This window comes from Blastococcus sp. OS1-29, from assembly GCF_057628075.1.
The window spans coordinates 308,897-334,504 of the sequence record NZ_JBXXJK010000002.1 but is presented as its reverse complement, the minus strand read 5'-3'; the positions used below and the strand labels follow the sequence as shown (position 1 = coordinate 334,504).

At 72.8% G+C, this 25,608-nt stretch carries 27 protein-coding genes; 11 read left to right on the top strand and 16 right to left on the bottom strand.

What is annotated here, in order from left to right; genetic code table 11:
* Positions 1-3 precede the first annotated feature (3 nt).
* Positions 4-1,254, bottom strand: coding sequence for an RNA polymerase sigma factor (locus tag AC2H4J_RS06320; protein ID WP_487463998.1), 1,251 nt, complete (start codon positions 1,252-1,254; stop codon positions 4-6).
* Between the two features lie 4 nt (positions 1,255-1,258).
* Positions 1,259-1,603 carry a YciI family protein gene (locus AC2H4J_RS06315; protein ID WP_487463997.1) on the bottom strand — a complete coding sequence of 115 codons (345 nt, stop codon included), beginning with the start codon at positions 1,601-1,603 and terminating at the stop codon, positions 1,259-1,261.
* 263 nt (positions 1,604-1,866) lie between these two features.
* Here AC2H4J_RS06315 and AC2H4J_RS06310 point away from each other — a divergent pair, with 263 nt between their 5' ends.
* The 4 genes from AC2H4J_RS06310 to AC2H4J_RS06295 all read left to right on the top strand — a co-directional run bounded on the left by AC2H4J_RS06310 (position 1,867) and on the right by AC2H4J_RS06295 (position 6,568).
* On the top strand, positions 1,867-3,111 hold the full coding sequence (locus tag AC2H4J_RS06310; RefSeq protein WP_487463996.1) for a globin domain-containing protein: 1,245 nt from the start codon (positions 1,867-1,869) through the stop codon (positions 3,109-3,111).
* A 72-nt stretch (positions 3,112-3,183) separates the two neighbouring features.
* A complete protein-coding gene (locus AC2H4J_RS06305) occupies positions 3,184-4,323 on the top strand; it encodes a globin domain-containing protein (RefSeq protein ID WP_487463995.1) in 1,140 nt (379 codons plus the stop codon).
* The gene (locus AC2H4J_RS06300; protein WP_487463994.1) at positions 4,320-5,063 is read left to right on the top strand and encodes a DivIVA domain-containing protein; all 744 of its coding nucleotides are present in this window, start codon (positions 4,320-4,322) and stop codon (positions 5,061-5,063) included. Before AC2H4J_RS06305 ends, AC2H4J_RS06300 begins: the two co-directional genes overlap by 4 nt.
* 80 nt (positions 5,064-5,143) lie before the next feature.
* On the top strand, positions 5,144-6,568 hold the full coding sequence (locus AC2H4J_RS06295; protein ID WP_487463993.1) for an MFS transporter: 1,425 nt from the start codon (positions 5,144-5,146) through the stop codon (positions 6,566-6,568).
* Positions 6,569-6,571: 3 nt separating this feature from the next.
* On the opposite strand, the gene AC2H4J_RS06290 is transcribed toward AC2H4J_RS06295, so the two are convergent.
* Positions 6,572-7,156, bottom strand: coding sequence for a peroxidase-related enzyme (locus AC2H4J_RS06290; protein WP_487463992.1), 585 nt, complete (start codon positions 7,154-7,156; stop codon positions 6,572-6,574).
* Positions 7,157-7,200: 44 nt separating this feature from the next.
* On the opposite strand from AC2H4J_RS06290, the gene AC2H4J_RS06285 reads away from it, so the two are divergent.
* A complete protein-coding gene (locus AC2H4J_RS06285; protein WP_487463991.1) occupies positions 7,201-7,587 on the top strand; it encodes a YchJ family protein in 387 nt (128 codons plus the stop codon).
* A 4-nt stretch (positions 7,588-7,591) separates the two neighbouring features.
* Here AC2H4J_RS06285 and AC2H4J_RS06280 read toward each other — a convergent pair whose 3' ends face one another.
* The gene (locus AC2H4J_RS06280) at positions 7,592-7,975 is read right to left on the bottom strand and encodes a DUF6221 family protein (protein ID WP_487463990.1); all 384 of its coding nucleotides are present in this window, start codon (positions 7,973-7,975) and stop codon (positions 7,592-7,594) included.
* A 193-nt stretch (positions 7,976-8,168) separates the two neighbouring features.
* Between AC2H4J_RS06280 and mqo the strand changes: the two genes are divergently transcribed.
* Positions 8,169-9,683: a malate dehydrogenase (quinone) gene (gene mqo, locus AC2H4J_RS06275; protein ID WP_487463989.1), complete on the top strand. Its 1,515-nt coding sequence runs from the start codon at positions 8,169-8,171 to the stop codon at positions 9,681-9,683.
* Here mqo and AC2H4J_RS06270 read toward each other — a convergent pair.
* Positions 9,673-10,695, bottom strand: a complete 1,023-nt coding sequence (locus AC2H4J_RS06270) for an NAD(P)-dependent alcohol dehydrogenase (RefSeq protein ID WP_487463988.1) — start codon at positions 10,693-10,695, stop codon at positions 9,673-9,675. The genes mqo and AC2H4J_RS06270 overlap by 11 nt on opposite strands.
* A gap of 88 nt (positions 10,696-10,783) precedes the next feature.
* On the opposite strand from AC2H4J_RS06270, the gene AC2H4J_RS06265 reads away from it, so the two are divergent.
* From AC2H4J_RS06265 to AC2H4J_RS06255, 3 genes are read left to right on the top strand one after another with little or no spacing between them, the layout of a single operon-like run.
* Positions 10,784-11,446 (top strand): TetR/AcrR family transcriptional regulator, encoded by a 663-nt coding sequence (locus AC2H4J_RS06265; RefSeq protein ID WP_487463987.1) that lies wholly within the window; start codon positions 10,784-10,786, stop codon positions 11,444-11,446.
* A 27-nt stretch (positions 11,447-11,473) separates the two neighbouring features.
* On the top strand, positions 11,474-12,601 hold the full coding sequence (locus tag AC2H4J_RS06260; protein ID WP_487463986.1) for a flavin-containing monooxygenase: 1,128 nt from the start codon (positions 11,474-11,476) through the stop codon (positions 12,599-12,601).
* 11 nt (positions 12,602-12,612) lie between these two features.
* Positions 12,613-12,975 (top strand): DUF1330 domain-containing protein, encoded by a 363-nt coding sequence (locus AC2H4J_RS06255; RefSeq protein WP_487463985.1) that lies wholly within the window; start codon positions 12,613-12,615, stop codon positions 12,973-12,975.
* On the opposite strand, the gene AC2H4J_RS06250 is transcribed toward AC2H4J_RS06255, so the two are convergent.
* From AC2H4J_RS06250 to hppD, 4 genes are all read right to left on the bottom strand, one after another.
* Entirely contained in the window at positions 12,938-13,825 is an 888-nt protein-coding gene (locus AC2H4J_RS06250; RefSeq protein ID WP_487463984.1) for an ATP-grasp domain-containing protein, read from the bottom strand. The genes AC2H4J_RS06255 and AC2H4J_RS06250 overlap by 38 nt on opposite strands.
* Positions 13,822-14,964 (bottom strand): fumarylacetoacetase, encoded by a 1,143-nt coding sequence (fahA, locus tag AC2H4J_RS06245; RefSeq protein ID WP_487463983.1) that lies wholly within the window; start codon positions 14,962-14,964, stop codon positions 13,822-13,824. Before fahA ends, AC2H4J_RS06250 begins: the two co-directional genes overlap by 4 nt.
* Positions 14,961-16,166 carry a cupin domain-containing protein gene (locus tag AC2H4J_RS06240; protein ID WP_487463982.1) on the bottom strand — a complete coding sequence of 402 codons (1,206 nt, stop codon included), beginning with the start codon at positions 16,164-16,166 and terminating at the stop codon, positions 14,961-14,963. The genes fahA and AC2H4J_RS06240 overlap by 4 nt, the downstream gene beginning before the upstream one ends.
* 69 nt (positions 16,167-16,235) lie before the next feature.
* Positions 16,236-17,441 (bottom strand): 4-hydroxyphenylpyruvate dioxygenase, encoded by a 1,206-nt coding sequence (gene hppD / locus AC2H4J_RS06235; RefSeq protein WP_487463981.1) that lies wholly within the window; start codon positions 17,439-17,441, stop codon positions 16,236-16,238.
* Positions 17,442-17,558: 117 nt separating this feature from the next.
* On the opposite strand from hppD, the gene AC2H4J_RS06230 reads away from it, so the two are divergent.
* Positions 17,559-18,053, top strand: a complete 495-nt coding sequence (locus tag AC2H4J_RS06230; protein WP_487463980.1) for an Lrp/AsnC family transcriptional regulator — start codon at positions 17,559-17,561, stop codon at positions 18,051-18,053.
* Between the two features lie 175 nt (positions 18,054-18,228).
* On the opposite strand, the gene AC2H4J_RS06225 is transcribed toward AC2H4J_RS06230, so the two are convergent.
* The 7 genes from AC2H4J_RS06225 to AC2H4J_RS06195 form a co-directional block, all read right to left on the bottom strand.
* Positions 18,229-18,780 carry a DoxX family membrane protein gene (locus tag AC2H4J_RS06225; RefSeq protein WP_487463979.1) on the bottom strand — a complete coding sequence of 184 codons (552 nt, stop codon included), beginning with the start codon at positions 18,778-18,780 and terminating at the stop codon, positions 18,229-18,231.
* A 104-nt stretch (positions 18,781-18,884) separates the two neighbouring features.
* Positions 18,885-19,748, bottom strand: coding sequence for a dioxygenase family protein (locus AC2H4J_RS06220; protein WP_487463978.1), 864 nt, complete (start codon positions 19,746-19,748; stop codon positions 18,885-18,887).
* A gap of 13 nt (positions 19,749-19,761) precedes the next feature.
* Entirely contained in the window at positions 19,762-20,733 is a 972-nt protein-coding gene (locus tag AC2H4J_RS06215; protein WP_487463977.1) for a quinone oxidoreductase family protein, read from the bottom strand.
* Positions 20,734-20,735: 2 nt separating this feature from the next.
* The gene (locus tag AC2H4J_RS06210) at positions 20,736-21,095 is read right to left on the bottom strand and encodes a hypothetical protein (protein WP_487463976.1); all 360 of its coding nucleotides are present in this window, start codon (positions 21,093-21,095) and stop codon (positions 20,736-20,738) included.
* A complete protein-coding gene (locus AC2H4J_RS06205; RefSeq protein WP_487463975.1) occupies positions 21,092-21,955 on the bottom strand; it encodes a DODA-type extradiol aromatic ring-opening family dioxygenase in 864 nt (287 codons plus the stop codon). Before AC2H4J_RS06205 ends, AC2H4J_RS06210 begins: the two co-directional genes overlap by 4 nt.
* Positions 21,948-22,772, bottom strand: coding sequence for a citryl-CoA lyase (locus AC2H4J_RS06200; protein WP_487463974.1), 825 nt, complete (start codon positions 22,770-22,772; stop codon positions 21,948-21,950). The genes AC2H4J_RS06205 and AC2H4J_RS06200 overlap by 8 nt, the downstream gene beginning before the upstream one ends.
* On the bottom strand, positions 22,765-23,919 hold the full coding sequence (locus tag AC2H4J_RS06195; protein ID WP_487463973.1) for a CaiB/BaiF CoA transferase family protein: 1,155 nt from the start codon (positions 23,917-23,919) through the stop codon (positions 22,765-22,767). Before AC2H4J_RS06195 ends, AC2H4J_RS06200 begins: the two co-directional genes overlap by 8 nt.
* A 210-nt stretch (positions 23,920-24,129) precedes the next feature.
* Here AC2H4J_RS06195 and AC2H4J_RS06190 point away from each other — a divergent pair, with 210 nt between their 5' ends.
* Positions 24,130-25,608 (top strand): amidohydrolase family protein, encoded by a 1,479-nt coding sequence (locus tag AC2H4J_RS06190; protein ID WP_487463972.1) that lies wholly within the window; start codon positions 24,130-24,132, stop codon positions 25,606-25,608.

The following is a 25,608-nucleotide window of genomic DNA, read 5'->3' as shown; positions in this document are numbered from 1 at the left end:
GCCTCAGGCCGGTCCGAGGCCCTGCAGCCGACTCATCAGGAAGTCGCGTTCCACCGAGTTCTCGGTGAGGACCAGCGCCTCGGTGTACGCCGTCCGCGCCTCGTCGACCCGGCCCAGCCGGCGCAGGAAGTCGGCCCGGGCCGCGGGCAGGTAGCCGTATCCGGCCAGCTGCCGGTCGCCGGCCAGAGCGTCCACCGCGGCCAGCCCGGCGTCCGCGCCGCAGGCGAACCCGATCGCGACCGCCCGGTTCAGCGCCACCACGGGCGAGGGCCACAGCTGCGCCAGTAGGCCGTAGAGCGCGGCGATCTCCCGCCAGTCGGTGTCGTTCCACGAGGGCGCCTCGGCGTGCACGGCGGCGATCGCCGCCTGCAACGCGTAGCGGCCCGGCGGGCGCCCGCGCAACGCCTCCCGGACGAGCGCGGCCCCCTCGGCGATGGCCTGGTGGTCCCAGCGGGCGCGGTCCTGGTCCTCCATCAGCAGCAGCCGGCCGTCGGGCCCCGTCCGGGTCTCGCGCCGGGCGTCGGTGAGCAGCAGCAGGGCCAGGAGCCCCGCCACGGCCGGGTCGCCGGGCAGCAGGCGGCGCAGCATCCGGGCGAGCTCCATCGAGCGCTCGACGAGGTCCCGGCGCACCAGCTCGTCGCCGGACGGCGTCGTGTGGCCGGTCGTGAACAGCAGGTGCACGACCGCCAGGACGGCGTCCACCCGCTCGGGCAGCTCCGCGGCCGGCGGCACCCGGTACGGGATCCGCGCCACCGCGATCTTCTTCTTCGCCCGGGTGATCCGTGCGGCCATGGTCGGCTCGCTCACCAGGAACGCCCGCGCGACCTCCGCCGTCGACAGGCCGCACATGAGCCGCAGGGTCAGCGCGACCTGCGCCGTCCGGTCGAGCGCGGGGTGGCAGCAGGTCGCGATCAAGCGCAGCCGGTCGTCGGGGATCTGATCGCCGTCCGGCGCCTCGTCCGGCCCCGGGACGGCGTCGTCCTCGACCAGCAGCGGCAGGTACCGGTGCTCCACACCCCGATGACGCAGGACGTTCAGCGCGCGACGCTTGGCGGCCGTCGTCAACCAGGCACCCGGCCGCTCGGGCACACCGTTGCGGCCCCAGTCGGTGAGCGCGGCCGCGAAAGCCTCCTGCGCGCACTCCTCGGCGGTGTCCAGGTCGCGCGTGACACGCACCGTCGCGGCGAGCACGAAGGCCCACTCGCGACGGTGCGCCTCGGCGACCGCGGCCGCGACGGCCGAGGGGTCCGTCACGCGCTCACTCGAAGGTCATGACCGGCCGCACCTCGACGCCGCCGAAGCGGGCCGGGCAGAGCTTGCCCGCGGCGAGCGCGGCGTCCAGGTCGGGGGCCTCGACGAGGTAGTAGCCGCCGAGCACCTCCTTGGTCTCCACGAACGGGCCGTCGGTGACATCCGAGCCGCCGCGGATGCTCGTGGCGGTTCCCGTCGACTGCAGGGCGTTGCCGCCGAGGATCTTCACGCCGTGCTGCTCGGCCCGGCCGGGAAAGTCGTTGTGCGCCTGCATGATCTCGCCGTAGACCTCGGGCGTCGCCGTCGCGTACTGGGCCTCGTCCTCGTAGATGAGGATCAGGTACTGGGTCATCTCGATCCCTTTCGGTCCGGACCCGCCGATCGGGCCCACACAACTACGACACGCACGCCCGGGGTCCATCGACAGGTCGTCGACAAGACTTTCTTCGACCGGATGCGGGGCCCGTTCTACCGCCTGGATCGGGGGCCCGCGGCTCCCGGCGACACGCCCGGGCCGGGATTCGCACGCCTGCCTTGCGGTAGAACGGGTAACGAACGACAAGCGGAACGTGACCGCTGCCAGCGGGGGGACATACGACTGGCAAAGGAGACCACGTGCTTTCCGATCGATCCCGACCCGTGATCGAGGCGACCCTGCCGGTGGTCGCCGACAACATCGAGGAGATCGCCACCCGGTTCTACGGCCACCTCTTCGGGGAACACCCCGAACTGCTCGACGGCACCTTCAACCGCGGCAACCAGGCGGAGAAGACCCAGCAGATGGCCCTTGCGGGCTCCGTGGCGGTGTTCGCCAGTTCGCTGGTGAAGGTGCCCGAGCAGCTGCCGGAGCACCTGCTCAACCGCATCGCCCACAAGCACGCGTCACTGGGCATCACCCCGGCGCAGTACGACGTCGTCCACGACAACCTGTTCTGGGCGATCGTCGACGTCCTGGGCGACGCCGTGACGCCCGAGGTGGCCGCCGCGTGGGACGAGGTCTACTGGCTGATGGCCTACGCGCTGATCAACCAGGAGCGCGGCCTGTACAGCGCCCGCGGGGTCCGGCCGGAGACCGTCTGGCGCGAGTGGGAGGTCGCCGAGCGCTACCAGGAGACCGACGACGTCGTCACCTTCCGGATGCGCCGGACCGACGACCGCCTGGTCCGGACGTCCTTGCCCGGCCAGTACGTCACCGTGCAGGTGCCGATGCCCGACGGCGTCCGGCAGCCCCGCCAGTACAGCCTCACCAAGGCCGACGACGGCGACCACCGCCAGTTCTCGGTCAAGCGGGTGCGGGGTGGGGACAAGCCGGACGGCGAGGTGTCCAACGTCCTCTTCGACCACGTGCACGTGGGCGACCGGCTGACCATGTCGCTGCCCTTCGGTGACGTGGTCCTCGACGACTCGCGTCCCGTGGTCTTCGCCAGCGCCGGCATCGGGATCACGCCGATGGCCGGCATGCTCTCGCACCTGACGGCGGCGCGGTCCCGCCTGCCGATCCTGCTGCTGCACGCCGACGCCGACGAGAGCTCGTTCGCGCTGCGCCGGCAGGTCCTCGCCGACGTCCGTTCGCTGCCGGGCGGCACCGCACACGTCTGGTACGAGCACGGCGCCAACACCACACTGCCGGTGGAGGTGCACGGCGGCATCATGGATCTCGACGAGGTGTCGCTGCCCGACGGCGCCATGTACTACCTGTGCGGCCCGGTCCCCTTCATGCAGGCCATCCGCAGCTCCCTCATCGACCGCGGGGTGCCGGCCCGCGACATCCAGTACGAGGTGTTCGGCCCCGACCTCTGGCAGGCCGACCTCGTCACCGAGGAGTCCCCCGGACACCACGCCGCACACGCAGGCGTCTGAGGCTCCCCCCGCCCTCCGCCGACCGTCCGCGCCCTGCCGTGCGGCCGGACGCCGTACCCCCGAGGAGATCTCGTGGACATTCCCGCGATGCGGGCCAACTTCGCCAAAGCCGCAGCGACCGGGGACGAAGCCCCGCTGTACTTCTACTCGCACCTGTTCCTGAGCCATCCCGAGACGCGGGCGCTGTTCCCGGTCTCGATGGCGCACCAGCGCGATCGGTTGTTCGCCGCGCTGGGTGACGTCATCGCCCGGGTCGACGACCTCGAGGCGCTGCTGCCGATCCTGCAGCAGCTCGGCCGCGACCACCGCAAGTTCGGGACCGTCGCCGCGCACTACCCCGCGGTCGGCGCCAGTCTGCTAGCCACGCTCGAGCACTTCGACGACGCGTGGACCCCCGAGCTCGCCAAGAGCTGGTCGGAGGCCTACGACGTCGTCGCCACGGTGATGATCGACGCCGCCGAGGCCGCGGCCGAGCAGCCGGCCTGGTGGGACGCCGATGTCGTCGGGCACGAGCGCCGCACCCTCGACGTCGCCGTCCTGCAGATCCGGCCCCGGGCCCGCTTCGACTACGCGGCCGGCCAGTCGGTCTCGTTGGAGACCGACGTCCGGCCGAAGCTGTGGCGCTACTACTCCCCCGCCAACGCGCCCCGGCCCGACGGCCTGATGGAGTTCCACGTCAAGGCCCGGGACGGCGGCCCGGTCAGCTCCGCGCTCGTCCGCCGCATCGGCGTCGGCGACGTGCTGCGCCTGGGGCCACCGGTGGGCCACCTGGTGCTGCACGAGGACGCCGACCGCGACCTGCTGCTCGTCGCCGGCGGCCTCGGCCTCGCCCCGCTCAAGGCGCTCGTCGACTCGGTGGCACGCAAGGGGCCGCCCCGCCGGGTGGACCTGTTCGCCGGCTTCCGCACCGAGGACCAGATCTACGACCGCGCCGACCTCGAGCGGCTGGAGCGGGAGCACCCCTGGCTGACGGTGACCTTCGCCGTCTCCGAGGACAAGATCTCCCGCCTCGAGCACGGCGAGATCGGCGACGTCGTCGAGCGCCACGGCCCCTGGAACAGCCGCGAGATCTGCGTCGCGGGCCCGGCCGTGATGGTCGAGGACACGGTGTCGAGACTGGTGCGCAGCGGCGTGCCCACCCAACGGATTTCCAGCGAGGTCTTCGCCCCCAGCCGACCGGGGCCCAGTGTTGACGGAGAGGTGACCGAATGACCACCGACCAGAGCCCAGCCGAGAACCCAGCAGCACCCACCGAGCGGGGACTCACGCCGGCGGACCTGCACAACGTGCGGTTCACCCGCGCCTCGATGATGCGGCCCGGCTACGTCGACAGCGAGGTGGACCGGGTGCTCGCCCGGGTCGCCGAGGAGCTCGGGCGCCTGTACGCGGAGAAGGCGGCGCTGCGCGACCAGGTCCGCTCGCTGCAGGCGCAGGTCGAGGGGATCGTGGTCCCCGAAGCGCCGAGCGAGCAGGCCGTGCGCATCCTGTCCAGCGCGCAGCAGACCGCGGACGCCTACGTCGCGGAGGCCGAGGAGTTCAGCCGCCAGGTCACCCACGACGCCCGCGTCGAGTACGAGGAGATGACCCGCGAGGCGCGCGAGACCGCCGGCGCGATCATCCAGGCCGCGCAGGAGGCCGCGGCGAAGATGGGACCGGCGCCGCTGGCTCCGGGCAGCGAGCGCGACGTCGAGCAGCTCCAGGAGCAGGTCGCCTACCTGAAGGCCTTCGGGCAGGCGTGCCGCACCCAGCTGCGGTCCTACCTGGAGGCGCTGCTCACCGAGGTGGAGTCCGAGTGGGGGAAGGCCGACCCGATGGCCCTGCCGGCGGCGGTCTCCCTCCCTCCGGCGCAGCGGTCCAGCACCACGTTCGTGGCAAATACCGTCGAGGAGAACCCGCCGGAGGACGCGGACGAGGCGGTGCCCGCCACGTCGGGCGGGCAGCGGGCCGGCTGAGCCGGGGCCGGAGGGCGTGACGCGAGCCACTCTCTCCGGCCCGGCGTCCCTGACCGTCCCGCTGGGAGGCTGGAGCGGTGGTGACCCCCCGATCCTCGCGCGCACTCGTGCCGGTCCTGATCTTCATCGGCACGGTCGTGGCGGTGATCAGCAGCCTGGGCGCGCCGCTGGTCCCGGCGATCGCGTCGGCGACCGGTTCCTCGCTGCCGCAGGCGCAGTGGGCGCTGACGATCACCCTGCTCGTCGGCGCCGTCGCCACGCCCGTGGTCGGCCGGCTCGGGGACGGTCCGAACCGGCGCGCCGTGGTGCTGACCGTCCTGGGCCTGGTGACCCTGGGCGGGCTGCTGGCCGCCCTGCCGCTCGGCCTCGGCTGGCTGATCGCGGGCCGGGCGCTGCAGGGGTTCGGTCTGGGTCTCACCCCGATCGCCATCGCCATCGCCCGCTCGGCGCTTGCCGGTGAGCGCTCGCGGTCGACCGTGGCCGCCCTGTCGGTGACCGTGGCCGCCGGCCTGGGCCTGGGATACCCCACCGCGGGTCTGATCGCGGAGGTCGGCGGCGTGCACGCCGCCTTCTGGACCGGTGCCGGCATCAGCTTCCTGGCACTGGTCGCCGCTGCCGTCGTGCTGCCGGGCTCGGCGGAAGCACCCGCGCGCCGGCTCGACGTCGTCGGGGCCGTGCTGCTCGGGGCCGGGCTGGCCGGCCTGCTCCTCGCCCTCGGGGAGTCCGAGGCGTGGGGCGCGGGTTCACCGCGGGTCTGGGGGCTGGCCGGAGGCGCCGTGCTCGTGCTCGCCGGCTGGATCTGGTGGGAGGCCAGGACGCCGTCCCCGCTGGTCGACCTCCGGCTCGCCCGCGGCCGGACGGCGGCCACCGCCCACGTCGCGGCGACGCTGGTGGGGCTCACCAACTACCTGCTGCTGGCCGCGATCCCGATCCTCTCGCAGGCACCCACCGACGGGGACGCGGGCTTCGGCACGTCGATCGTGGTGGCCGGCCTGATCCTGCTGCCGTTCTCGCTGGCCAGCGTCGCCGGCGGGAAGCTCGCCCGCGCCGTCGCCGACCGGGCCGGCGGGCGCATCGTGCTGCCGCTCGCGGCGCTCGTGCAGGGCGGTGCGTTCGTGCTCTTCCTCGTCGCGCGCACCCAGCTCTGGGAGCTGTTCCTGCTCATGGCGGTCGCCGGCCTCGGGGTCGGCGCGGCCTTCGCCGCGTTCCCCGCACTGATCATCTCCGCCGTCCCGCAGCACGAGACGGGCAGCGCGATGAGCCTCAACCAGGTCTTCCGCTACACCGGGTTCGCGGTGGGCAGCGCGCTGACGGCGACCGTCCTCGCCGCCTCGACCCCCGCGGGGACGTCGTCCCCCGGGAGCAGCGGCTACGGGACGATCGCGGTGATCGGCCTGGTCGCCTGCCTGACGACGGCGGCGGCCACCTGGTTCATCCCGGGCCGGGCCGCCGCGCCGCCGAAGGCCGGGGTGCGGACGCCGGAGGCCGTGGTCGATCGCGGCTGACGATCACTGCCCGCGGGGCACCCGCCCCATCAGGAAGAACTCCGGGTTGGGCTGCAGCGCGGCGAAGTGGGCCAGCCGGTTGGACAGCGCGAAGAACGACGTGATCATCCCGACGTCCCAGACGTCGTCCTCCGTCAGGCCGTGCGCGGTCAGCTGCTCGAGGTCGGCGGCGGTGACCGCCGCCGGCTCGGCGGCCAGCCGGGTCGCGACCGCGAGGACGGCGTGCATCCGGGGTGACAGCGGCGCCTTGCGCCAGTCGACGGCGACCTGATCGGCGATGTAGGGGTCCTTGGCCCGGATCCGCGCGATCGCCCCGTGGGCGACGATGCAGTACAGGCAGTCGTTGACGGCGCTGGTCGCCACCACGATCAGCTCCCGGTCGGCCTTGGACAGCCCCGGCGTCTCCTTGTCCATCAGCGCGTCGTGCATGGCGAAGAACCCCCGCGCCTCGTCCGGGCGCCAGGCGAGCGCGGAGAAGATGTTGGGCAGGAACCCGGAGCGCCCCTCCACGTCGGCGAACCGCTCGGCCAGGTCGGGGGGCAGCTCGTCGCGGGCGGGGATCGGGAAGCGGCTGATCGGCTGGCTCATGGGCTCACTCTCCCAAGGGCGGGGCGATCGGACACCATGAGCGAGTGGATCCTCGACGCTGTCCGTGCGGCACCGGCCTGCCCTACGCCGAGTGCTGCGGACGGCTGCACGACGGGAGCGGCACGGCGGCCACCGCCGAGCAGCTCATGCGCTCCCGGTACAGCGCCTTCGCCGTGGGCGATGCCGCATACCTGCTGGCCACCTGGCACCCGTCCACCCGCCCGGTCCGGCTGGACCTCGACGACGACGTGCGCTGGACCGGGCTCGAGGTGCTCGCCACCAGCGGCGGCTCGCTGCTGGCGGCCGAGGGCACCGTCGAGTTCCGCGCCCATCACGTCCGCGACCGGCATGCCGGGGCGCAGCACGAGAACAGCCGGTTCGTGCGCGAGGACGGCGCCTGGCGCTACCTGGACGGCGTCTCGCTCGGCTGAGCACTCACGGCCGCCACTCGGGGCGGTAGTCGTGATGGCCGGCGTAGGGCAACGCCAGCAGGGCGAGGGTCACCGCCGCGAGCTGGTGCTGGTCGTGCGGGGCGGGCGGATAGTCGCCGAGGCCCGCCAGCCGGGCGCCCAGGATCCGCGTGTCCGGCCGCAGCTCGCGGCAGGCGAGCACGATGCGGCGCTTGGCCGCGCAGTCGGCGCGCACCCGGTCGGGATCCAGCGGTGAGGGGTGCCCGTCGGGCTGCACGGGACCCGTGGCGGCCGGCGCCGCGGCGGCGAGCCGTTCGTCCTCCGCGATCCGCGCCAGGAGGAACTCGTCCAACCGCGGGCCGGACCCCCACGACGCCTCGGGACCCCACTCCACGTCCATGCCGCTCATCCTGTCCTCCCCCGGGGTGACGGGCAGCGCAGTCGCACCCCGAAAACGGCCGATCCCAGGCCGTTTCATGGCGGAGATCACGGACCGGGGATTCCTCACAGCCGCACAGCTACATGTTCTGCGCCTTCTGGGCCGACGATCAGAAGGAGCGGCGCCTTCGGCGCCTTCCCTTTGCACGTCCAGAGAGGCAGAAGTGACTTCCCAGCCCGGCCCGGTAGCCAGCGCGGTACCCGACAGCGCGAACCCCGACGTCGTTCTCGTGGGGGGTGGCATCATGAGCGCCACGCTCGCCGCCCTGCTGGGTGTGGTCGCGCCGCACTGGAGCGTCACGGTTTTCGAGTCCGCCGGGGACGTCGCCGGCGAGAGCTCGCAGGCGTGGAACAACGCGGGCACCGGCCACGCGGCCCTGTGCGAGCTCAACTACACGCCGGCGGGGCCCGACGGGCGGGTCGACCCCGCGAAGGCCGTCACGATCAACGAGCAGTTCCAGGTGTCGCGGCAGTTCTGGTCGCACCTCGTGCGCGCCGGGCTGACGGGGGCGCCGAAGGAGTTCATCACCCCCGTTCCGCACGTCAGCTTCGTCACCGGCGAGGACGGCCGCGCCTACATGCGGGCCCGCCACTCGGCGCTGGCCACCCAGCCGCTGTTCGAGGGCCTGGAGTACAGCGACGACGCGGCGGAGCTCGCCGACTGGATCCCGCTGATGATGGCCGGCCGCGATCCCCGGCAGGTCGTCGCCGCCACCCGCTCCGCCGCCGGCACCGACGTCAACTTCGGCGCCCTCACGCGCATGCTCCTCGAGGACGCGGAGGACCGCGGTGTCGCCGTGCACGTCAACCAGCGCGTCCACGGCCTGACCAAGGAGACCGACGGCCGCTGGAAGGTCGCCGTCCGGGACACCGTCACCGGTGAGCGCCGCACCGTGCGCGCCCGGTTCGTCTTCGTCGGCGCCGGCGGTGGCGCCCTGCCGCTGCTCCAGAAGGCCGGCATCCCGGAGATCGCCGGGTTCGGCGGCTTCCCGGTGAGCGGCAAGTTCCTGCGCACGACGTCCCCGGAGCTGGTCAGCAACCACCAGGCCAAGGTCTACGGCCAGGCCGCGGTCGGCGCGCCGCCGATGTCGGTGCCGCACCTGGACCTGCGCCTGATCGACGGTGACCACTCGCTCATGTTCGGCCCGTACGCCGGATTCTCCCCCAAGTTCCTCAAGGCCGGGTCGATGTTCGACCTGCCCCGCAGCGTCAAGCCGAACAACCTCGGGTCGATGCTCGGCGTCGCCCGCACCGAGCTGGCGCTCACCCGCTACCTGATCAACGAGCTGGTGCAGTCGGGGGCCGACCGTCACCAGACCCTGCGCGCCTTCGTGCCCGAGGCCGACCAGCACGACTGGGACATGGTCACGGCCGGGCAGCGGGTGCAGGTCATCAAGCGCGACCCCGCCACCGGTCGCGGCGTCCTCCAGTTCGGCACCGAGCTCGTCGTCGGCGGCGACGGCACGGTGGCCGGCCTGCTGGGCGCCTCGCCGGGCGCCTCGACGGCGGTGTCGGCGATGCTGACCCTGCTGGAGCGCTGCTTCCCCGAGCGGATGCCGGCCTGGCGCTCGGCGCTGCAGGAGGCCATCCCCTCCTACGGCCGCTCGCTGGCCGACGACCCCGGCCTGCTGGCCGAGGTGCGCGCCTCGACCATGCAGACCCTCGAGCTCAACGGCTGACCTCGACGACGACCTTCCCGCGCGCCCGCCCCCCCGCCACATGATCGACGGCGGCCGGGGCCTGCGCGAGCGGGAAGGTGCGCTCGACCGCCGGCCGCACCCGACCGGCCTCGACCAGCCCGGTCACCGCGATCAGGTCCGCGGCGGTGTCCGACGCGACGAAGAAGCCCAGCCGCTGCCCGACGAACGGTGACAGCAGCGCCGCCCACATCTGCCGGCCCATGCCCAGCCAGCGGCCGCCGCCCTCGCCTCCGACGATCACCAGCGTGCCGGTGGGGGTCAGCACTCGGCGGAGCCGGCGCACCGGCCGGTTGCCGCCGATGTCGAGGACGACGTCGTAGCGCGTGCCGCCGTCGTCGATGTCGGACCGCGTGTAGTCGATGACGGCGTCGGCGCCCAGCGAGCGCACCAGCTCGACCTTGGCCGTGCTGGAGACCCCGGTCACCTCCGCGCCGAACGCCTTCGCGATCTGGACCGCGTAGCTCCCCACACCGCCGGACGCGCCGATGACCAGCACCTTCTGCCCGGCCTGCACGTGCCCGTGGTCGCGGACCGCCTGGAGGGCGGTGGTCGCCGAGACGGGCAGGGCGGCCGCCTCCACCGCGCTGAGGTCCGCCGGCCTCGCCGCCAGCCGGTCCGCCGACGCCCTCGAGAACTCGGCGAACGTGCCCTTCCCGACGCCGTAGACCTCGTCGCCCACCGCGAAGGCCGTCACGCCGGCACCGAGCGCCGCCACCGTGCCGGCCAGGGCCATCCCGGGCACCGGCTGCCGGGGCGCGCGCACCCCGAAGGCCAGCCGGGCCGCGTAGGGCTTGCCGGCCATGAGGTGCCAGACCCCGCGGTCCACACCGGCCGCCGCCACCCGGACCAGCACCTCACCGGGGCCCGGCACGGGCCGCGCCGCCTCGGTCAGGCCCAGCACGGTTGCCGTGTCGCCGTACCGGTCCTGGACGATGGCGCGCATCGTCGTCGCTTCTGTCGTGGCACCCGTCCGTCGCTGCTGGGTCGTCATGATTCCTCCACCTCAGGATTGGCTTACGTTGTAAGGTTTACGCTTACAACGTAAGCTCGTCAAGGGACGAACGTCAGGAGGCACGCCGATGACCGACGCAGGCACGGGCCGCGCGCGGCTGAGTCGCGACCGCGTGCTGCGCGCAGCGGTCGCGCTGGCCGACTCCGCGGGCATCGAATCGCTCACCATGCGGCGGCTCGGGCAGCACCTGGGCGTCGAGGCGATGTCGCTCTACAAGCACGTGGCCAACAAGGAGGACCTGCTCGACGGGATGGTCGACCTCGTGTTCGCCGAGATCGAGCTGCCCTCGCCGGGCACGGAGTGGCGGACGGCGATGCGCGCGCGAGCCGTCTCGGCGCGCGAGGCGCTCACCCGCCACGCCTGGGCGCCCCCGCTGATGCAGTCGCGGACGGCGCCCGGTCCGGCGACCCTGCACCACCACGACACGGTGATCGGGACGCTCCGCGGCGCAGGCTTCTCCGTCGAGCTGACCGCGCACGCGTTCTCGGCCCTGGACGCCTACGTCTACGGCTTCGCGCTGCAGCAGCGCAGCCTGCCGTTCGACACCCTGGAGGAGGCGCAGGAGGTGGGCCGGCAGATGTTCGCGCGGATGCCACCGGGGGCGTTCCCGCACCTCACCGAGCTCACGGTCGAGCACATCCTGCAACCCGGCTACGACTACGGCGACGAGTTCGAGTACGGCCTCGACCTGGTGCTCGACGGCCTCCAGCGAGCGCTGGGCGAGAGCTGACCCGCTAGCGTGCCCGCGGGAGGTCCGATGGACGCGGATGTGCTGGTGGTCGGTGCGGGTCCCGCGGGGCTGGCGGTCGCCGCCTGCCTGCGCAAGCGCGGCGTCGACGTCCTCGTCGTCGATCGTGGCGGCTCCGTCGGCGACTCGTGGCGCAACCGCTACGAGCGGCTGCACCTGCACACCCCCCGCGTGCAGTCCGCGCTGCCCGGTCTGCGCGTGCCCCGCCGGTACGGCCGATGGGTGGCCAAGGACGACGTGGCGGCCTACCTGGCGCAGTACGCGGAGCACTCCGGCGTCACGCCGCGCTTCGGGGTGGAGGTGCGCCACCTGGAGCGGGACGGCGACGGCTGGACCGCGCACACCGACGGGGCGCCGCTGCACGCGCGCCAGGTGGTCGTGGCCACGGGCTACAACCGGACGCCGGTCGCACCGGACTGGCCGGGCCAGGACTCCTTTCCCGGCGACGTGCTGCACGCGTCGGCGTACTCGAGCGCCGAGAAGTACCGCGACCGGGACGTCCTCGTGGTCGGCGCCGGGAACACCGGGGCCGAGATCGCTGCCGACCTCGCCGAGAGCGGGGCCCGCAGGGTGTGGCTCGCCGTCCGGACGCCGCCGAACGTCGTGACGCGGCAGCTGGGCCCGATCCCCACGACGCTGCTGGCGATCTCGATGGACTTCTCCCCCGCGTGGCTGGCCGACCCGATCAACCGGGTGCTGCAACGGCGGTTCGTCGGCGACCTGACGCCGTACGGGCTGCCCGCCCCGCGCGCCGGCGTCGTCCGGCAGATGCGGGCCACCGGGGTCACGCCGACCATCGACGTGGGGCTGATCAAGGAGTTGCGGGCCGGGCGCGTCACGCCGGTCGCGGCGCTGACCGTGTTCGAGAACGGGGAGGCGGTCCTGGCCGACGGCACCCGGCTCTCCCCCGACGCGGTGATCGCGGCGACCGGTTACACGACCGGGCTCGCCCCGATGGTCGGCCACCTCGGCGTCCTCGACGACCGCGGCCGGCCGCTCACGAACGGGGCGAAGGCGCGCGTGCCGGGACTGCGGTTCGTCGGGCTGTCGAACCCGCTCAAGGGCCTGCTGCTGCAGATCAACCTCGACGCCCGGGCCACCGCACGCGCGATCGCCCGGGAACTGCGCCCCGCCTAAGGTCGGTGGGCATGGCGATCGATCCCCGCGGAACCGACCTCAAGCGCTACCTGCAGGAGGACCCGGGCGGTCCCGTGGTGATGCTCAACCTGCTGCGGTTCGCCGACGGCGGCCGCGAGTCCTACGACCGCTATGCCGAGGCCCTGCGGACCACGTTCCTCCCCCGCTACGGCGCCGAGGTGCTCTACGCCGGTGACGGGTCGACGACGCTGGTCGCCGAGACGGGCCAGGACTGGGACGCCGTCCTCCTGGTGCGCTATCCCTCGCGGGAGGCGTTCAGCCGCATGGTGGCCGATCCCGAGTACCAGGAGGTCACCGCCTGGCGGACCGGTGCGCTCACCGAGGCGGTGCTGCAGGCGACCGTCCCCTGGTGAGCGCGGCCACCGCCTGCGCCAGGGTGGCGGCGGCAGCGGGCACCTGGGGGAGGAAGAGGCTCGGCTCGGTCAGCTCGAGTTCCAGGACCACGGGTCGGCCGTCGCCGTCCTGCACCAGGTCGATCCGGGCGTAGAGCGGTGCGTCGTCGACGCCCCCCAGCCCGGGGACCGCGTCGAACACCGCCTGGGCCACCTCGCGCTGCGCCGGCGTCGGGTCGGCGGGCCGCAGGTCGCCCCGGCTGTCCCTGTCCTGGCGGACGCCCTCGCCGGCCGCGAGCAGCGGGCCCTTGCGGACGGCGTGCGAGAAGCCGCCGCCGATGAACAGCATCGCGGTCTCCCCGAGCGCGTCGACGCTGGCGAGATAGGGCTGCACCATCGCCGTCCGCCCGGCGCCGGTCAGCTCCGCGACGTGCTCCAGCACCGCGGCGGGGGTGTCCCAGCGTGCGGTGTCCCGGGAGCCGGCCGAGATCGACGGCTTGACGACCCACTCCTGCGCGTCCGGAAGCTCGTCGGCGCTCGTCGGGTTCCAGGCGGTCGGCACGACCGGCAGCCCGGCCCGCTCGAGGTCGCGCAGGTAGACCTTGTCGGTGTTCCAGCGCAGCACCTCGACGGGGTTGCGCAGCCGCGGCACGGTCTCGGCCCAGCCGAGGAACTCCTCCAGCCGCCAGGCGTAGTCCCAGCACGAGCGGACGACGACGAGGTGGTAGCCGGCCCAGTCCACGGCCGGGTCGTCCCACCGGACGACGTCGACGGCGATCCCGGCCTCCTGCAGCGCTGCGGCGGCGAGGGGCAGGTCGGGGTCGATGCCGAGACCCTGCTCGGAGCCGACCAGAGCCACGCGGTCGGTCACGAGGCGACCCTACCGGTGACCTCCCCGAGGCTGATCCGGCCGTTGGCGCCAGGGGCGGTGGCCGTGATGGTCACCTCGTCACCGTCCTCGAGGAACGTGCGCGACGAGCCGTCGGCGAGGACGAGCGGCTCGGCGCCGCCCCAGGACAGCTCCAGCAGCGACCCGCGCTGGTCACGCTCGGCGCCACTCACCGTGCCCGACCCGTACAGATCCCCGGTGCGCAGCGTCGCGCCGTTCACGGTGAGATGCGCCAGCTGCTGGGCTGCGGTCCAGTAGAGGCCGGCGGCCGGGGGCCGGCTCACGGTCTGCCCGTTCAGGGAGACCTCCAGGGTGATGTCCAGCCCCCAGGGCTCGTGGTCCGCCAGGTACGGCAGCGGCTCGGGGTCGCGTGCGGGTGGATCCACGCGCGCCGTCTCCAGCGCGGCCAGCGGCACCACCCACGGGGAGATCGACGTCAGGAACGACTTGCCGAGGAACGGGCCCAGCGGCACGTACTCCCAGGCCTGCAGGTCGCGGGCCGACCAGTCGTCGAGCAGGCAGACCCCGAACACGTGGTCGGCGAACGCGCCGACGGGCACCGGCCGGTCCGACGGCGCGCCGACGACGAACCCGAGCTCGGCCTCGAAGTCCAGCCGGGTGCACGGCCCGAAGACCGGGACCCCCTCCCCCAGCCGCTGCCCGTGCGGTCGCGGGACCGGCGTGCCCGAGACCGCCACCGTGCCGGCGCGGCCGTGGTAGCCGATCGGCAGGTGCTTCCAGTTGACCGGGAGCGGGTCGGAGCCCGGCCGGAAGATGCGGCCGACGTTCTCCGCGTGCTCCTGCGAGCCGTAGAAGTCGACGTAGTCGGCCACCTCGATCGGCAGGTGCAGGGTCACGTCGCCGACCGGGTGGAGGTTCGCGTCGACAGCGTCGTGATGCCCGCCGGCGGTGAGCCGTCGCGTCAGGTCGGCGCGCAGCGCGGCCCACGCCTGCGGGCCGCGGGCCATGAACGCGTTCAGCGTCCCGGTCGCGTGCGCGTCGTCGCCGGTGAGGCCGGCCAGGTCGAGCACCGCGTCGCCGATCCGCACGCCGGTGCGCGGGCCGCCGTCCGCAGTCGAGAAGATCCCGTACGGCAGGTTGTCGACGCCGAATCCCGTCACGCGGAGGGTCCGCGGCCCGACCACGACCAGGCGTAGGCGCCGTCGTCCGACGCCGTGCCGGCCTCACCCAGCGACAGCGGCCGGAACGTGTCGACCATGACGGCCAGCTCGTCGAAGTACTCCGCGCCCAGCGAGCGCTCCACCGCGCCCGGCTGCGGCCCGTGCGAGTGGCCGCCCGGGTGCAGCGAGATGGAGCCCTTGCCGATGCCCGAGCCCTTGCGCGCCTCGTAGTCGCCGTCGACGTAGAACATGACCTCGTCGGAGTCGACGTTCGAGTGGTAGTAGGGCACCGGCACGGCCAGCGGGTGGTAGTCGACCTTGCGCGGCACGAAGTTGCAGACGACGAAGTTGGCGCCCTCGAACACCTGGTGCACCGGCGGCGGCTGGTGCACGCGGCCGGTGATCGGCTCGAAGTCGGCGACGTTGAAGGCGTAGGGGTACAGACAGCCGTCCCACCCGACGACGTCGAACGGGTGCTCGGGCGTGACGTGGATCGTGCCGGTCAGCCCACCCGGCCCCTGCCCGCGGTGCTTGACGTACACCTCCACGTCGGTGCCGGTCTCCAGCAACGGCTCGGCCGGGCCGCGCAGGTCCCGCTCGCAGTACGGCGCGTGCTCGAGCAGCTGCCCGTACCGCGAGAGATAGCGCTTCGGCGGCGCGATGTGTGAGTTGGCCTCGATCGCGTAGGTGCGCAGCGGCTCCTCCCCCGCGGGGATCCACCGGTGCGTGGTGGCCCGCGGCAGGATCACGTAGTCGCCCTGGCCCACCTCGAGCACGCCGAACACGGTCTCGACCGTCGCCGACCCGCGCTCGACGTACACGCACTCGTCGCCGGTCGCGTTGCGGTAGAGCGGACTGGGCAGCGACGACACCGCGTAGGAGATGCGGACGTCGGCGTTGCCCAGCACCAGCCGCCGTCCCGTCACCGGGTCGGTGGCCTTGTGCTCCTCGCCGGGGAACAGGTCGTGCAGCTTCAGGTGCCGCGGCATCAGCGGGGCGTTCGGCGTCAGCGACTGGTCCGGCAGCTCCCACGGGCGCGCGTCCACCAGCGCCGACGGGATGCCGCGGTGGTAGAGCAGCGAGGAGTCCGACGAGAAGCCCTCCTCGCCCATCAGCTCCTCGGAGTACAGCCCGCCGTCCGGACGCCGGAACTGTGTGTGCCGCTTGCGCGGCACGTCCCCCACCTGCCGGTAGTGCGCCATCGCCGCCTCCTCCACCCAACCCGACGTCTAGTGCACTAACCGTCGGTACTTTTGTGCACAAACCGTCGGTTAGAAATTGCCGCGCTTGTCCTGCTCGCGCTCGATCGCCTCGAAGAGTGCCTTGAAGTTGCCCTTCCCGAAGCCCAGCGAGCCGTGTCGCTCGATCAGCTCGAAGAAGACGGTCGGCCGATCACCGATCGGCTTGGTGAAGATCTGCAGCAGGTAGCCGTCCTCGTCGCGGTCGACCAGGATGCCGCGCTTCTGCAGCTCCTCGATCGGCGCGCGCACGGTGCCGATCCGGGCCCGGAGCTCAGGGTCGGAGTAGTAGGAGTCCGGCGTGCTGAGGAACTCGATGCCCTCGGCCACCAGCGCGTCGACGGTGCCGATGATGTCGTTGCAGGCCAGCGCGACGTGCTGGGCGCCCGGGCCGCCGTAGAACTCGAGGTACTCGTCGATCTGCGACTTCTTCTTGCCGATCGCCGGCTCGTTGAGCGGGAACTTCACGCGGTGGTTGCCGTTGGCGACGACCTTGCTCATCAGCGCCGAGTAGTCGGTGGCGATGTCCTCGCCGATGAACTCCGCCATGTTCGTGAAGCCCATGACCCGGTTGTAGAAGTCCACCCACTGGTCCATCGCGCCGAGCTCGACGTTGCCGACCACGTGGTCGACGGCCTGGAACAGCCGCTTCGGCGCGCCCTCGCGCCTGACGAAGGACGACGTCCGCGCGACGTACCCGGGCAGGTACGGCCCGTCGTACCGCGACCGGTCGACCAGCGTGTGCCGGGTGTCCCCGTACGCGGCGATCGCGGCGACCCGCACCGTGCCGTGCTCGTCGGTGATGTCGTGCGGCTGCTCGAGCACGGTCGCGCCCTGCGCGGTGGCGTGGGCGATGCAGCGGTCGACGTCGGGGACGGCGAGCGCGATGTCGACGATCCCGTCGCCGTGCGCCCGGTGGTGGTCGGCCAGCGGACTGGCCGGGTCGTACGCGCCGGTGACGACGAAGCGGGCGGCGCCGGAGCGGAGCACGAAGGCGTGATGATCGCGGTTGCCGGTCTCCGGGCCGGAGTAGGCGACCAGCTCCATGCCGAACGCGGACCGGAAGAAGTGCGCCGTCTGCACCGCGTTGCCGACGATCCAGACCAGGGCGTCCCAGCCGGAGACCGGGAAGGGGTCGGTGGAGGCGTCGTACTCGACGAGGCCGACCAGCTGCTCGAGCTGCCGAAGGTCGAGGCCGGCCAATCGCTCCTCGTCGTTGAGGGTCTGTTCGAGGCTCATGGTGGGCACCCCACACCCACCGGCCGGGCTGTGCAAGTAGCGCCCGTCGACCTGGTCCGACTGCACGATCGAGCTACCTGTCACCCGGTTCTGCTGTGCGGCGTGCATAGTTGCGGCGTGGACACCCTGGACGTCGAACTACTGGCCGCACTGCGGGAGCACCCGCGCGCCGGCGCCCTGGAGCTCTCCCGGATCACCGGCGTGGCGCGGGCGACGGTGTCGGCGCGCCTCCAGCGACTCGAGGACAGCGGCGTCGTCACCGGCTACGGCCCGGAGGTCGACGTCGGTGCCGCCGGTTTCGGAGTCCAGGCGTTCGTGACGCTGGAGATCGCCCAGGGCGCGCTGGACGACGTGCATCGAGACCTCGAGGCGATCCCGGGCCTGCTCGAGGCGCACGCGACCACCGGCAGCGGCGACGTGCTGTGCCGGGTCGCCGCGGAATCGCACGAGGCGCTGCAGCAGGTGCTGGTCGACCTCAACCGCTCCCCCGCCGTCGTCCGCTCCACCAGCGTGGTCGCGCTGTCGACGCTCGTGCCGTGGCGCACCCTGCCGCTGCTGCGGTCGACGGCCGCACCCGGCGCGGGGCGCGCACGCCCGGCCACTGGCCGCTGACTCCCAGGTACGCGCCAGGCTCCTGCCAGGGAGCGCCCCCATAGTCGTGAGGGACCACCCGAACCGGGGTTCCGCGTCTTCCCCTGGCGGACCGTCCCGGGCAGTCCGAATCGCCCCTGCTCCCGTGACCCGGAGCGGGGGCGATTCGGTCGCTGCGGTCGCCTCAGGCGGCAGCTCAGGCAGCGGTGCGCTGGAGGGCAGGTCGGCTGTACACGCCGATCAGCACGAGGGCCGCGCTGATCAGGACCAGGTTCTTCACCACGAACTCGCCGTCCGCCGTCAGCGTCAGCGGGTCGCCGTCGTCGAACATGAGCGTCGTCGCGGTGACGAAGGTCAGGAAGGTGCCGGCCAGGTGCCCCACGAGGACCACCAGGGTGACGCGCCGGAACACCCCGCTCGCCACGGCCAGGCCCAGGACGACCTCGACCACACCCAGCGCGGGCACGACGACGTCCGCCGGGAGGAAGGGCAGCGTGGCGACGAGCAGGTCGTGCACCGGGCTGTGCCCGACGACCTTGAGCGCTCCGAACCAGACGAACACCACCGCCAGGGACAGCCGCAGGGCGATCGGCGCGAGCCGCACGTTGAGCTCCACCGCGCGGTCGACGAGGACGGCACCGGGCCGCCGCGACGGGCGCCGTTCCGCCTGGGGCCCGCCGGCGGGCGCCTCGAGCGCCACCTCCGCCGGGCGCGTCATCAGGGCCGTCGACCGCGACGTCTCAGCCATGGTCATCTCCTCTCCTTCCCGGGGCCACGCCGGTGCGCGACCGTCGACCGGGAGAGGAGCGGCGGCAGGCCGGGGATACGGAACCGGGGTGACGAGCAGCGCGGCTACCGGAGCGGCTGGAGCACGAAGTCGTAGCGCGCCTCGAGCCAGGGACGGTCGAAGCTCCCGCCGTCCGGCGCCGGACCGGGCTCGCGGGGCTCGAACGGGACCACGAGTTCCTGCTTGGTGCCGAAGACGACGTCGCTGTCCAGGTACTCGGCGCCCTCCTGGAACAGGTGGGTGATCAGCGACTGGTAGCCCGGCGCGTCGATCAGGAAGTGCACGTGCGCCGGGCGGAAGTGGCTGATCGCCGTCTGCGAGATCAGCTCACCCACCGGGCCGTCCATCGGGATCGAGTAGCCCTCCGGCGCGATCGTGCGCAGGCACCAGCCGCCGTCGGCGCGGGTCGTGTACTTGCCCCGCAGCCGCGCCTCGTCGACGTCGGGCACCTGCGACTCGTAGGCGCCCTCGGTGTCGGCCTGCCAGACGTCCAGCACCGCACGCGGCACCGGGTTGCCGGCCAGGTCGCGCACCGTGCCGTGCAGCAGCAGCGGCGTGCCGGGCAGGCCCTGCGACATGTCCCCACCGAAGCCGAACTCCGGTGAGCCCTCGATGTGGAACGGCCCGAGCACGGTCGCGGGCGTCGCGGCCGGGTCGAGCCGGTGGTTCATCTGGACGACGAGCATCGACAGTCCGAGGACGTCGGAGGCGAGGATGAACTCCTCCCGCTTGTCGTCGCTGATCTGCCCGGTGCGGGTGAGCCACTGGATGCCGGCCATCCACTCGGCCTCGGTCAGCCGGACTTCCCGGGCGAAGTCGTGCAGATGGCGCACGAGCGCCGTGAGCAGCTCGGCGGCGCGTGGGTCGCGAGCGGTCGCCCAGCGCTCCACCGCGAGTCCGGTGACGTTGTCCTCGGTGACGAGCTGCACGGCTGCCTCCACATCAGGGGGTGAGTACGAGGCGGACACCGCCGGTGCCCACTGCCTGCCGGCGCCAGGCCACGTCCGCCGCGGGAAGGGGGATCGCCTCGGCGGCGACGGAGATCTGCCCGGCGCCAGCGTGGCGCAGGACGGCGGTCAGCGCGTCGGCCTTCTGCGCGGGGGTCAGCGCGTTGTTGGTGTAGCCCAGGACGGACGCCGTCCGGCTGCGCAGCGCGGCCGAGGAGAAGGACGCCGTGTCCCCGGCGGCACCGCCGAGGTTGACCAGCCGCCCGCGTTCGGCCAGCACCCGACCGGCGGCCGTGGCGGCCGGCCCGAACACCGGATCGAGGACGACGTCGGCCTCGCCCTCCAGCGCCTCCCTCAGCTGCCCGGCCAGGACGTCGACGTCCTCGGTGTAGGCGATCGCCGCCTGCGCCCCGAGCTCCATGGCCCGCCGGCGCGCGGCCTCCCCGCGGCAGACCGCGACCACCCGGCCGGCGCCGAGCGCGACGGCGGCCCCCACCCCGACCTGGCCGACCGCTCCCCCGGCGCCCAGCACGACGACCCGCTCCCCCGCCCGCAGCCCCGCCCGCCAGGTGAGCGCCATCCACGCGGCGATCCCCGACAGCCCGATCGCGGCGACGGCGTCGTCGGGAACGCCGTCCTCAAGCGGGACGAGGTCGTCCTCGCCGACGGCACACAGCTCGGCCATGGTGCCGTCGCCGGGGGCCATGCCCGCCGAGGAGGACACGAAGACCCGCGTCCCGGCGGCCAGCCGGGAGGAACTCTCCACACGCCCCACGCCCTGCACGCCGGGTACGTACGGCAGCGGCGGCGGGCCGAAGTAGGAGGTGCCCGACGCGCAGAGCAGGTCCAGCGGCACCACCGGCGCGGCGGTCATCCGGATGACGGCCTGGCCGCGGCCCGGCCGCGGATCCGGGTGCTCGGCGGCCGACGGCGGCTGCCCGTGGGCGGAGAGGACGGCGGCCCGCATGGCTATGTCGCGATGTCGGGGTACGGCAGCGAGAGGTGCGCCATCGCCTTGCCGTAGGCCTTCTGGTACTCCAGCGGCCCGTGATCGCGCTCGAACATGGCGATGAACAGCGTGAGCGTGAGGAACGGGTGCGCGCCCATGCCGAACAACGTCACGTGGTCGTGCTCCCGCAGCGCCGTCCGTTCCTCGTCGGTGAACGACAGCCACGTCGTCCGTTCCGCCGCCGTGCAGTTGAGGAGAGTGTTGGCCATCTCGGCCTCCCACCACTCGACCGTGCCGGCCGGGTCCTCCCGGTACCGCTCGACCAGCTCGGGGTCGCGGTCGACGGTGTAGAGGAACTTGTCCAGCAGGTACTTGCTCATGCCGGAGCTCCGTTCGGGTACCAGGTGAAGTACGCCTCCATCGTGTGGAACAGGTCGAGGGAGTCGACGTGGTCGGCCTTCTGTCCCTCGCCGGCGACCCCCATCATCAGCAGGAAGTCCATGAACCCGTGCGTGGCGTTGCCGGGGGCGTGCAGCGACTCCAGCGACACCTCCGCCAGGCAGCCCTCGATGTCGCCCGACGCGATCCACTCGACCGCCTTGCGGTCGAACTCGGGGTCCGGCCCGTGCTCGCCGAACTGCCGCGGCCCGCCCAGCTCCAGCGAGAGGTGGCCGGTGCCGATGATCGCCACCCGCTGGTCCGACTCCCACGACTCGACCATCTCGCGGATCGCCTTGCCCAGGGCCACGAACCGGCGGGGCTGCGGCAGCGGCGGCGCGAAGATGTTCGTGTAGATCGGCACGATCGGCAGATCGGCCTGCGGGCGGAGCGTGATGATCGGGCACGTGATGCTGTGGTCGATCCGCAGCTCGTTGGAGAACGCCAGGTCGAAGTCGCGGTCGAGCCCGTCGCGGAGGAGATGGGCGGCGAGGTCCTCCTGGCCGCGCAGCGTCATCCGGGGCAGCCCGAACTCGCGCTCCTCGTTGTACCAATTGGCGTCGAAGTACGGTGCCTTGCCCACCAGGAACTGCGGCATGTTGTCCAGCCACAGCTGGTGGAAGTGGTCGCTGCCGACCATCACCAGCACGTCGGGCTCGGCGCGGGTCAGCGTCTCCCGGAACCGCTCGATCTTCGCCACCCACTCGTCGGCGAACGGCGGCCGGTCGGCGCCGGTCGACGTGCTCGCGCGGTAGTAGAAGGGGTGATGCGTGGACGCGATCACCGCCGCGATCTCAGCCATCGGTGCCTCCCAGCGGCTCGGGGACGAACGGGTCCGGCGGCACGGGCCGGTTGTTCAGGTCGACGGACAGGAAGACGTCGTTGCCGACCGGACGGCGCAGCTCCTCGGCCAGCTGCCCGATCAGGCCGGCCGTGCGGGCCAGCAGGGCGAAGCCACGCAGCAGCTCCAGCGGCAGGCCGAGGTCGGCCAGCGCCGCGCCGCAGACGCCGGCGCCGTTGAGCGGCAGGGTCTTCCCCAGCACCTCCGGATGCACCCGGCCGATGGCCGCGAACAGCGAGAGATGGGGGCCGTAGAGACCCTCCTCGGTGGCGATCCGGAACAGCCGTGGGGTGCGCGGATCGCCGTCCTTGTGCACGTGGTGGCCGAGCCCCGGCACGAACTTCTTCGCCGCCCGCTGTGCGGTCACGGTCTCCAGCGCCAGGGCGTCCCAGCCGGCGTCGTCCGTGGGCAGGGTGCCGGCGCTCACCAGGACGTCGTGCAGGAACCGGCCGCAGTCCTCGGTGACACCGAGGAACCGGGAGCCGCCGCCGAGCAACCCGGCCGCGAGCGCCCCCTGCACGGAGTCCGGCGCGGACAGGTAGGTCAGGCGCGTGACGATCGCGGTCGGCGTGAACCCGTGGTCGGCGAGAGCGGCCAGCACCGCCTCGAAGACCCGGGTCTCACCGGACGACGGACGGCGCTGGGTGGCCAGCCAGAACGCCAGCTCGCCGAAGCCCACCGTGCCCATCACGTCCTCGGCGAGGTCGGCGCCCAGCAGCGTGATCGAGTGCAGGCTCGACGCGCCCAGCGCGGTCGGGTAGCCCGGCAGCTCAGACATCGGCGCAGTCCCCCAGCCAGCGGCGGATCTCGTCGCCGTGCTCGTCGAGCGTCGGTGGCGGGAGCCGGTACTCCGCAGCGGTCGCGGAGAAGGTGATCGGGTTGCGCACCGACGGGACGGCGTCCGTCCCCTCCCCCACGGTCACGACCGGGTCGAGGCCGACCTCCTCGGCGAACGCCACGCCCTGGTCGATGGTGTTGATCGGCCCGCACGGCACGCCGGCGGCGATGATCTCGCGGAACCACTCCTGCTTCGGCCGGGTGCGCAGCCGCTCGACCAGGAGCGGCCGCAGCGCGTCGCGGTTGGCCGTGCGGTCCTCGTTGCGGCCGAACCGCGGGTCGTCGGCCAGCTCCGGGACGCCGAGCACCTGCACCAGGCGGCGGAACTGCCCGTCGTTCCCGGCGGTGACGATCAGTTCCCCGTCGGCGCAGGGCAATGGCTCGTACGGGAACAGGCTCGGGTGGCTGTTGCCCATCCGGAACGGGACGACACCGCCGGCGACGAACGCGCTGGTCTGGTTGACCAGCCCGGAGAGCGCCGAGGACAGCAGGTTGACCTCGACGTGCTGCCCCGCGCCGGTGGTGTGCCGGTGGTTGAGCGCCGAGAGGACGCCGATGGTGGCGTGCAGGCCGGCCATGACGTCGAAGAGCGCGACGCCGGCGCGGTAGGGCTCCCCGCCGGTGTCGCCCGTCAGGCTCATGAAGCCCGAGATCGCCTGCACGATGAGGTCGTAGCCGGGCAGCGACCGACCGCCGGGACCGCTGCCGAAGCCACTGATGGAGGCGTAGACGACCCCGGGGTTCGTCGCCGCGACGCTGTCGTAGTCGAGGCCGAACCGCGCCAGGCCGCCAGGCTTGAAGTTCTCCACCACGATGTCCGCGCGCCGCGCCAGCTCCTGGGCCAGGCCCGCGTCGACCGGGTCCTTCAGGTCGAGCGCGACGGACCGCTTGTTGCGGTTGACGCCCAGGTAGTAGGTCGAGACGCCCTCCCTGACCGGCGGCTGCCAGGTGCGGGTGTCGTCGCCGCCCGGCCCCTCGACCTTCACGACCTCGGCGCCCAGGTCGGCGAGCAGCATGGTGGCGTAGGGACCGGCGAGGATGCGGGAGAAGTCAGCGACCAGGAGTCCCGCCAGAGGTCCGCTGCTCATCGGTCCGCGTGCACCTCTCGCGTCGTGCCCGGATTGCGGACGTCCGTCCGCCGTCACCGCATCTTTCGACCGGCGACGCGGCCGTGTCAACCACCGGCCGAGAACGACGCGGTCCCCTTGACACCACAACCCGTGCCGCAGCAGGGTGGCCGCCGACAGCGCCGTCGTCCGCTGTACGGACAGTCGTCCGTGACTGCGAGGAGGAGTCCTATGACCCAGTCCGAGGTTCCCGGGGCCGGCCGCCCGCTGGTCTTCCGCGGCGGCACCGTGCTGACCGTGGACGCCGCCGGCACCGTCCTGACCGACGCCGACGTCCTCGTGGTCGACGGCACGATCGCCGCCGTCGGGCAGCGGATCGACGTCCCCGACGGCACGCACGAGATCGACGCGCGCGGCGGCATCGTGATGCCCGGCATGATCGACACCCACCGGCACATGTGGCAGACGGCGATGCGCGGCTACGGCGCCGACTGGACGCTCACCCAGTACTTCGTGTGGAACTACCTCGAGCACGGCAAGAAGTTCCGGCCGCAGGACATCGCGGCGGGTAACCGGCTCTCGGCCATCGAGTCCCTGGACGCCGGCGTCACGACGACGGTCGACTGGTCGCACAACCTGCACACCGTCGACCACGCCGAGGCCGCGCTCGATGCGCTCCGCTCGGTGCCCGGCCGGTTCGTGCTGGCCTACGGCAACATCCAGGCCGGACCGTGGGAGTGGACCGCCGATCCCGCCGTCCGTTCCGTGCTGGAGCGACTGCGCGACGCCGGGGACGACCGGATGGGCGTCCAGATCGCCTTCGACGTGACCGGTGACCCGGCGTTCCCCGAGCGGGCCGCGTTCGAGGCGGCCCGGGAGTTGGGCATCCCGGTGACGACGCACGCCGGCGTCTGGGGTGCGACCAACGACGACGGCATCCGGCTGATGCACGAGAACGGGTTCATGAACCCCGACACCGTGTACGTGCACGCCTCGACCCTCACCCGCGACAGCTACCAGCGGATCGCGGCCACGGGCGGCTCGATCTCCGTCTCGACCGAGTCCGAGTGCAGCGCCGGCCAGGGGCATGCGCCGACCGAGCAGGTGCAGCAGTACGGCATCCCGGTGTCGCTGTCGATGGATACCAGCGTCTGGTGGAGCGCGGACATGTTCTCGGCGATGCGGGCGACGCTGAACGCCGACCGGATGGCCGAGCATCTGACGGCGCACCTCACCGGGGACACGGTCACGCATCTGCGGCTGCGCGCCCAGAACGTGGTCGAGTGGGCCACCCGGGGCGGCGCGCACGCGCTCGGCCGGGACGACCTCGGCAGCCTCGAGCCCGGCAAGAAGGCCGACGTCGTGCTGATCAAGAACGACGCCTCGCCGGTGATGTTCCCGCTGATCAACCCGTACGGTCACGTCGTCTTCCAGGCGCAGCGCGGGGACGTGCACACCGTGGTCGTCGGCGGGCAGGTGGTGAAGTCAGAGGGCAGGCTGGTCGGCATCGACCTGGCCCCGGTGCGCCAGGAGATCGAGGACACCGTCGACTACCTCCGCTCCCAGCTGGGCGACGAGGCGTGGGAGCAGGGCATGCATCCCGACCTGCCGGAGGGCGAGTCGAAGATGCTGGACAACCCGTACCAGTACACCGACTACAAGGACGAGTCGACGCGGACCGGCGGCGAAGAGCGCGTGCTGGGCCGGTAG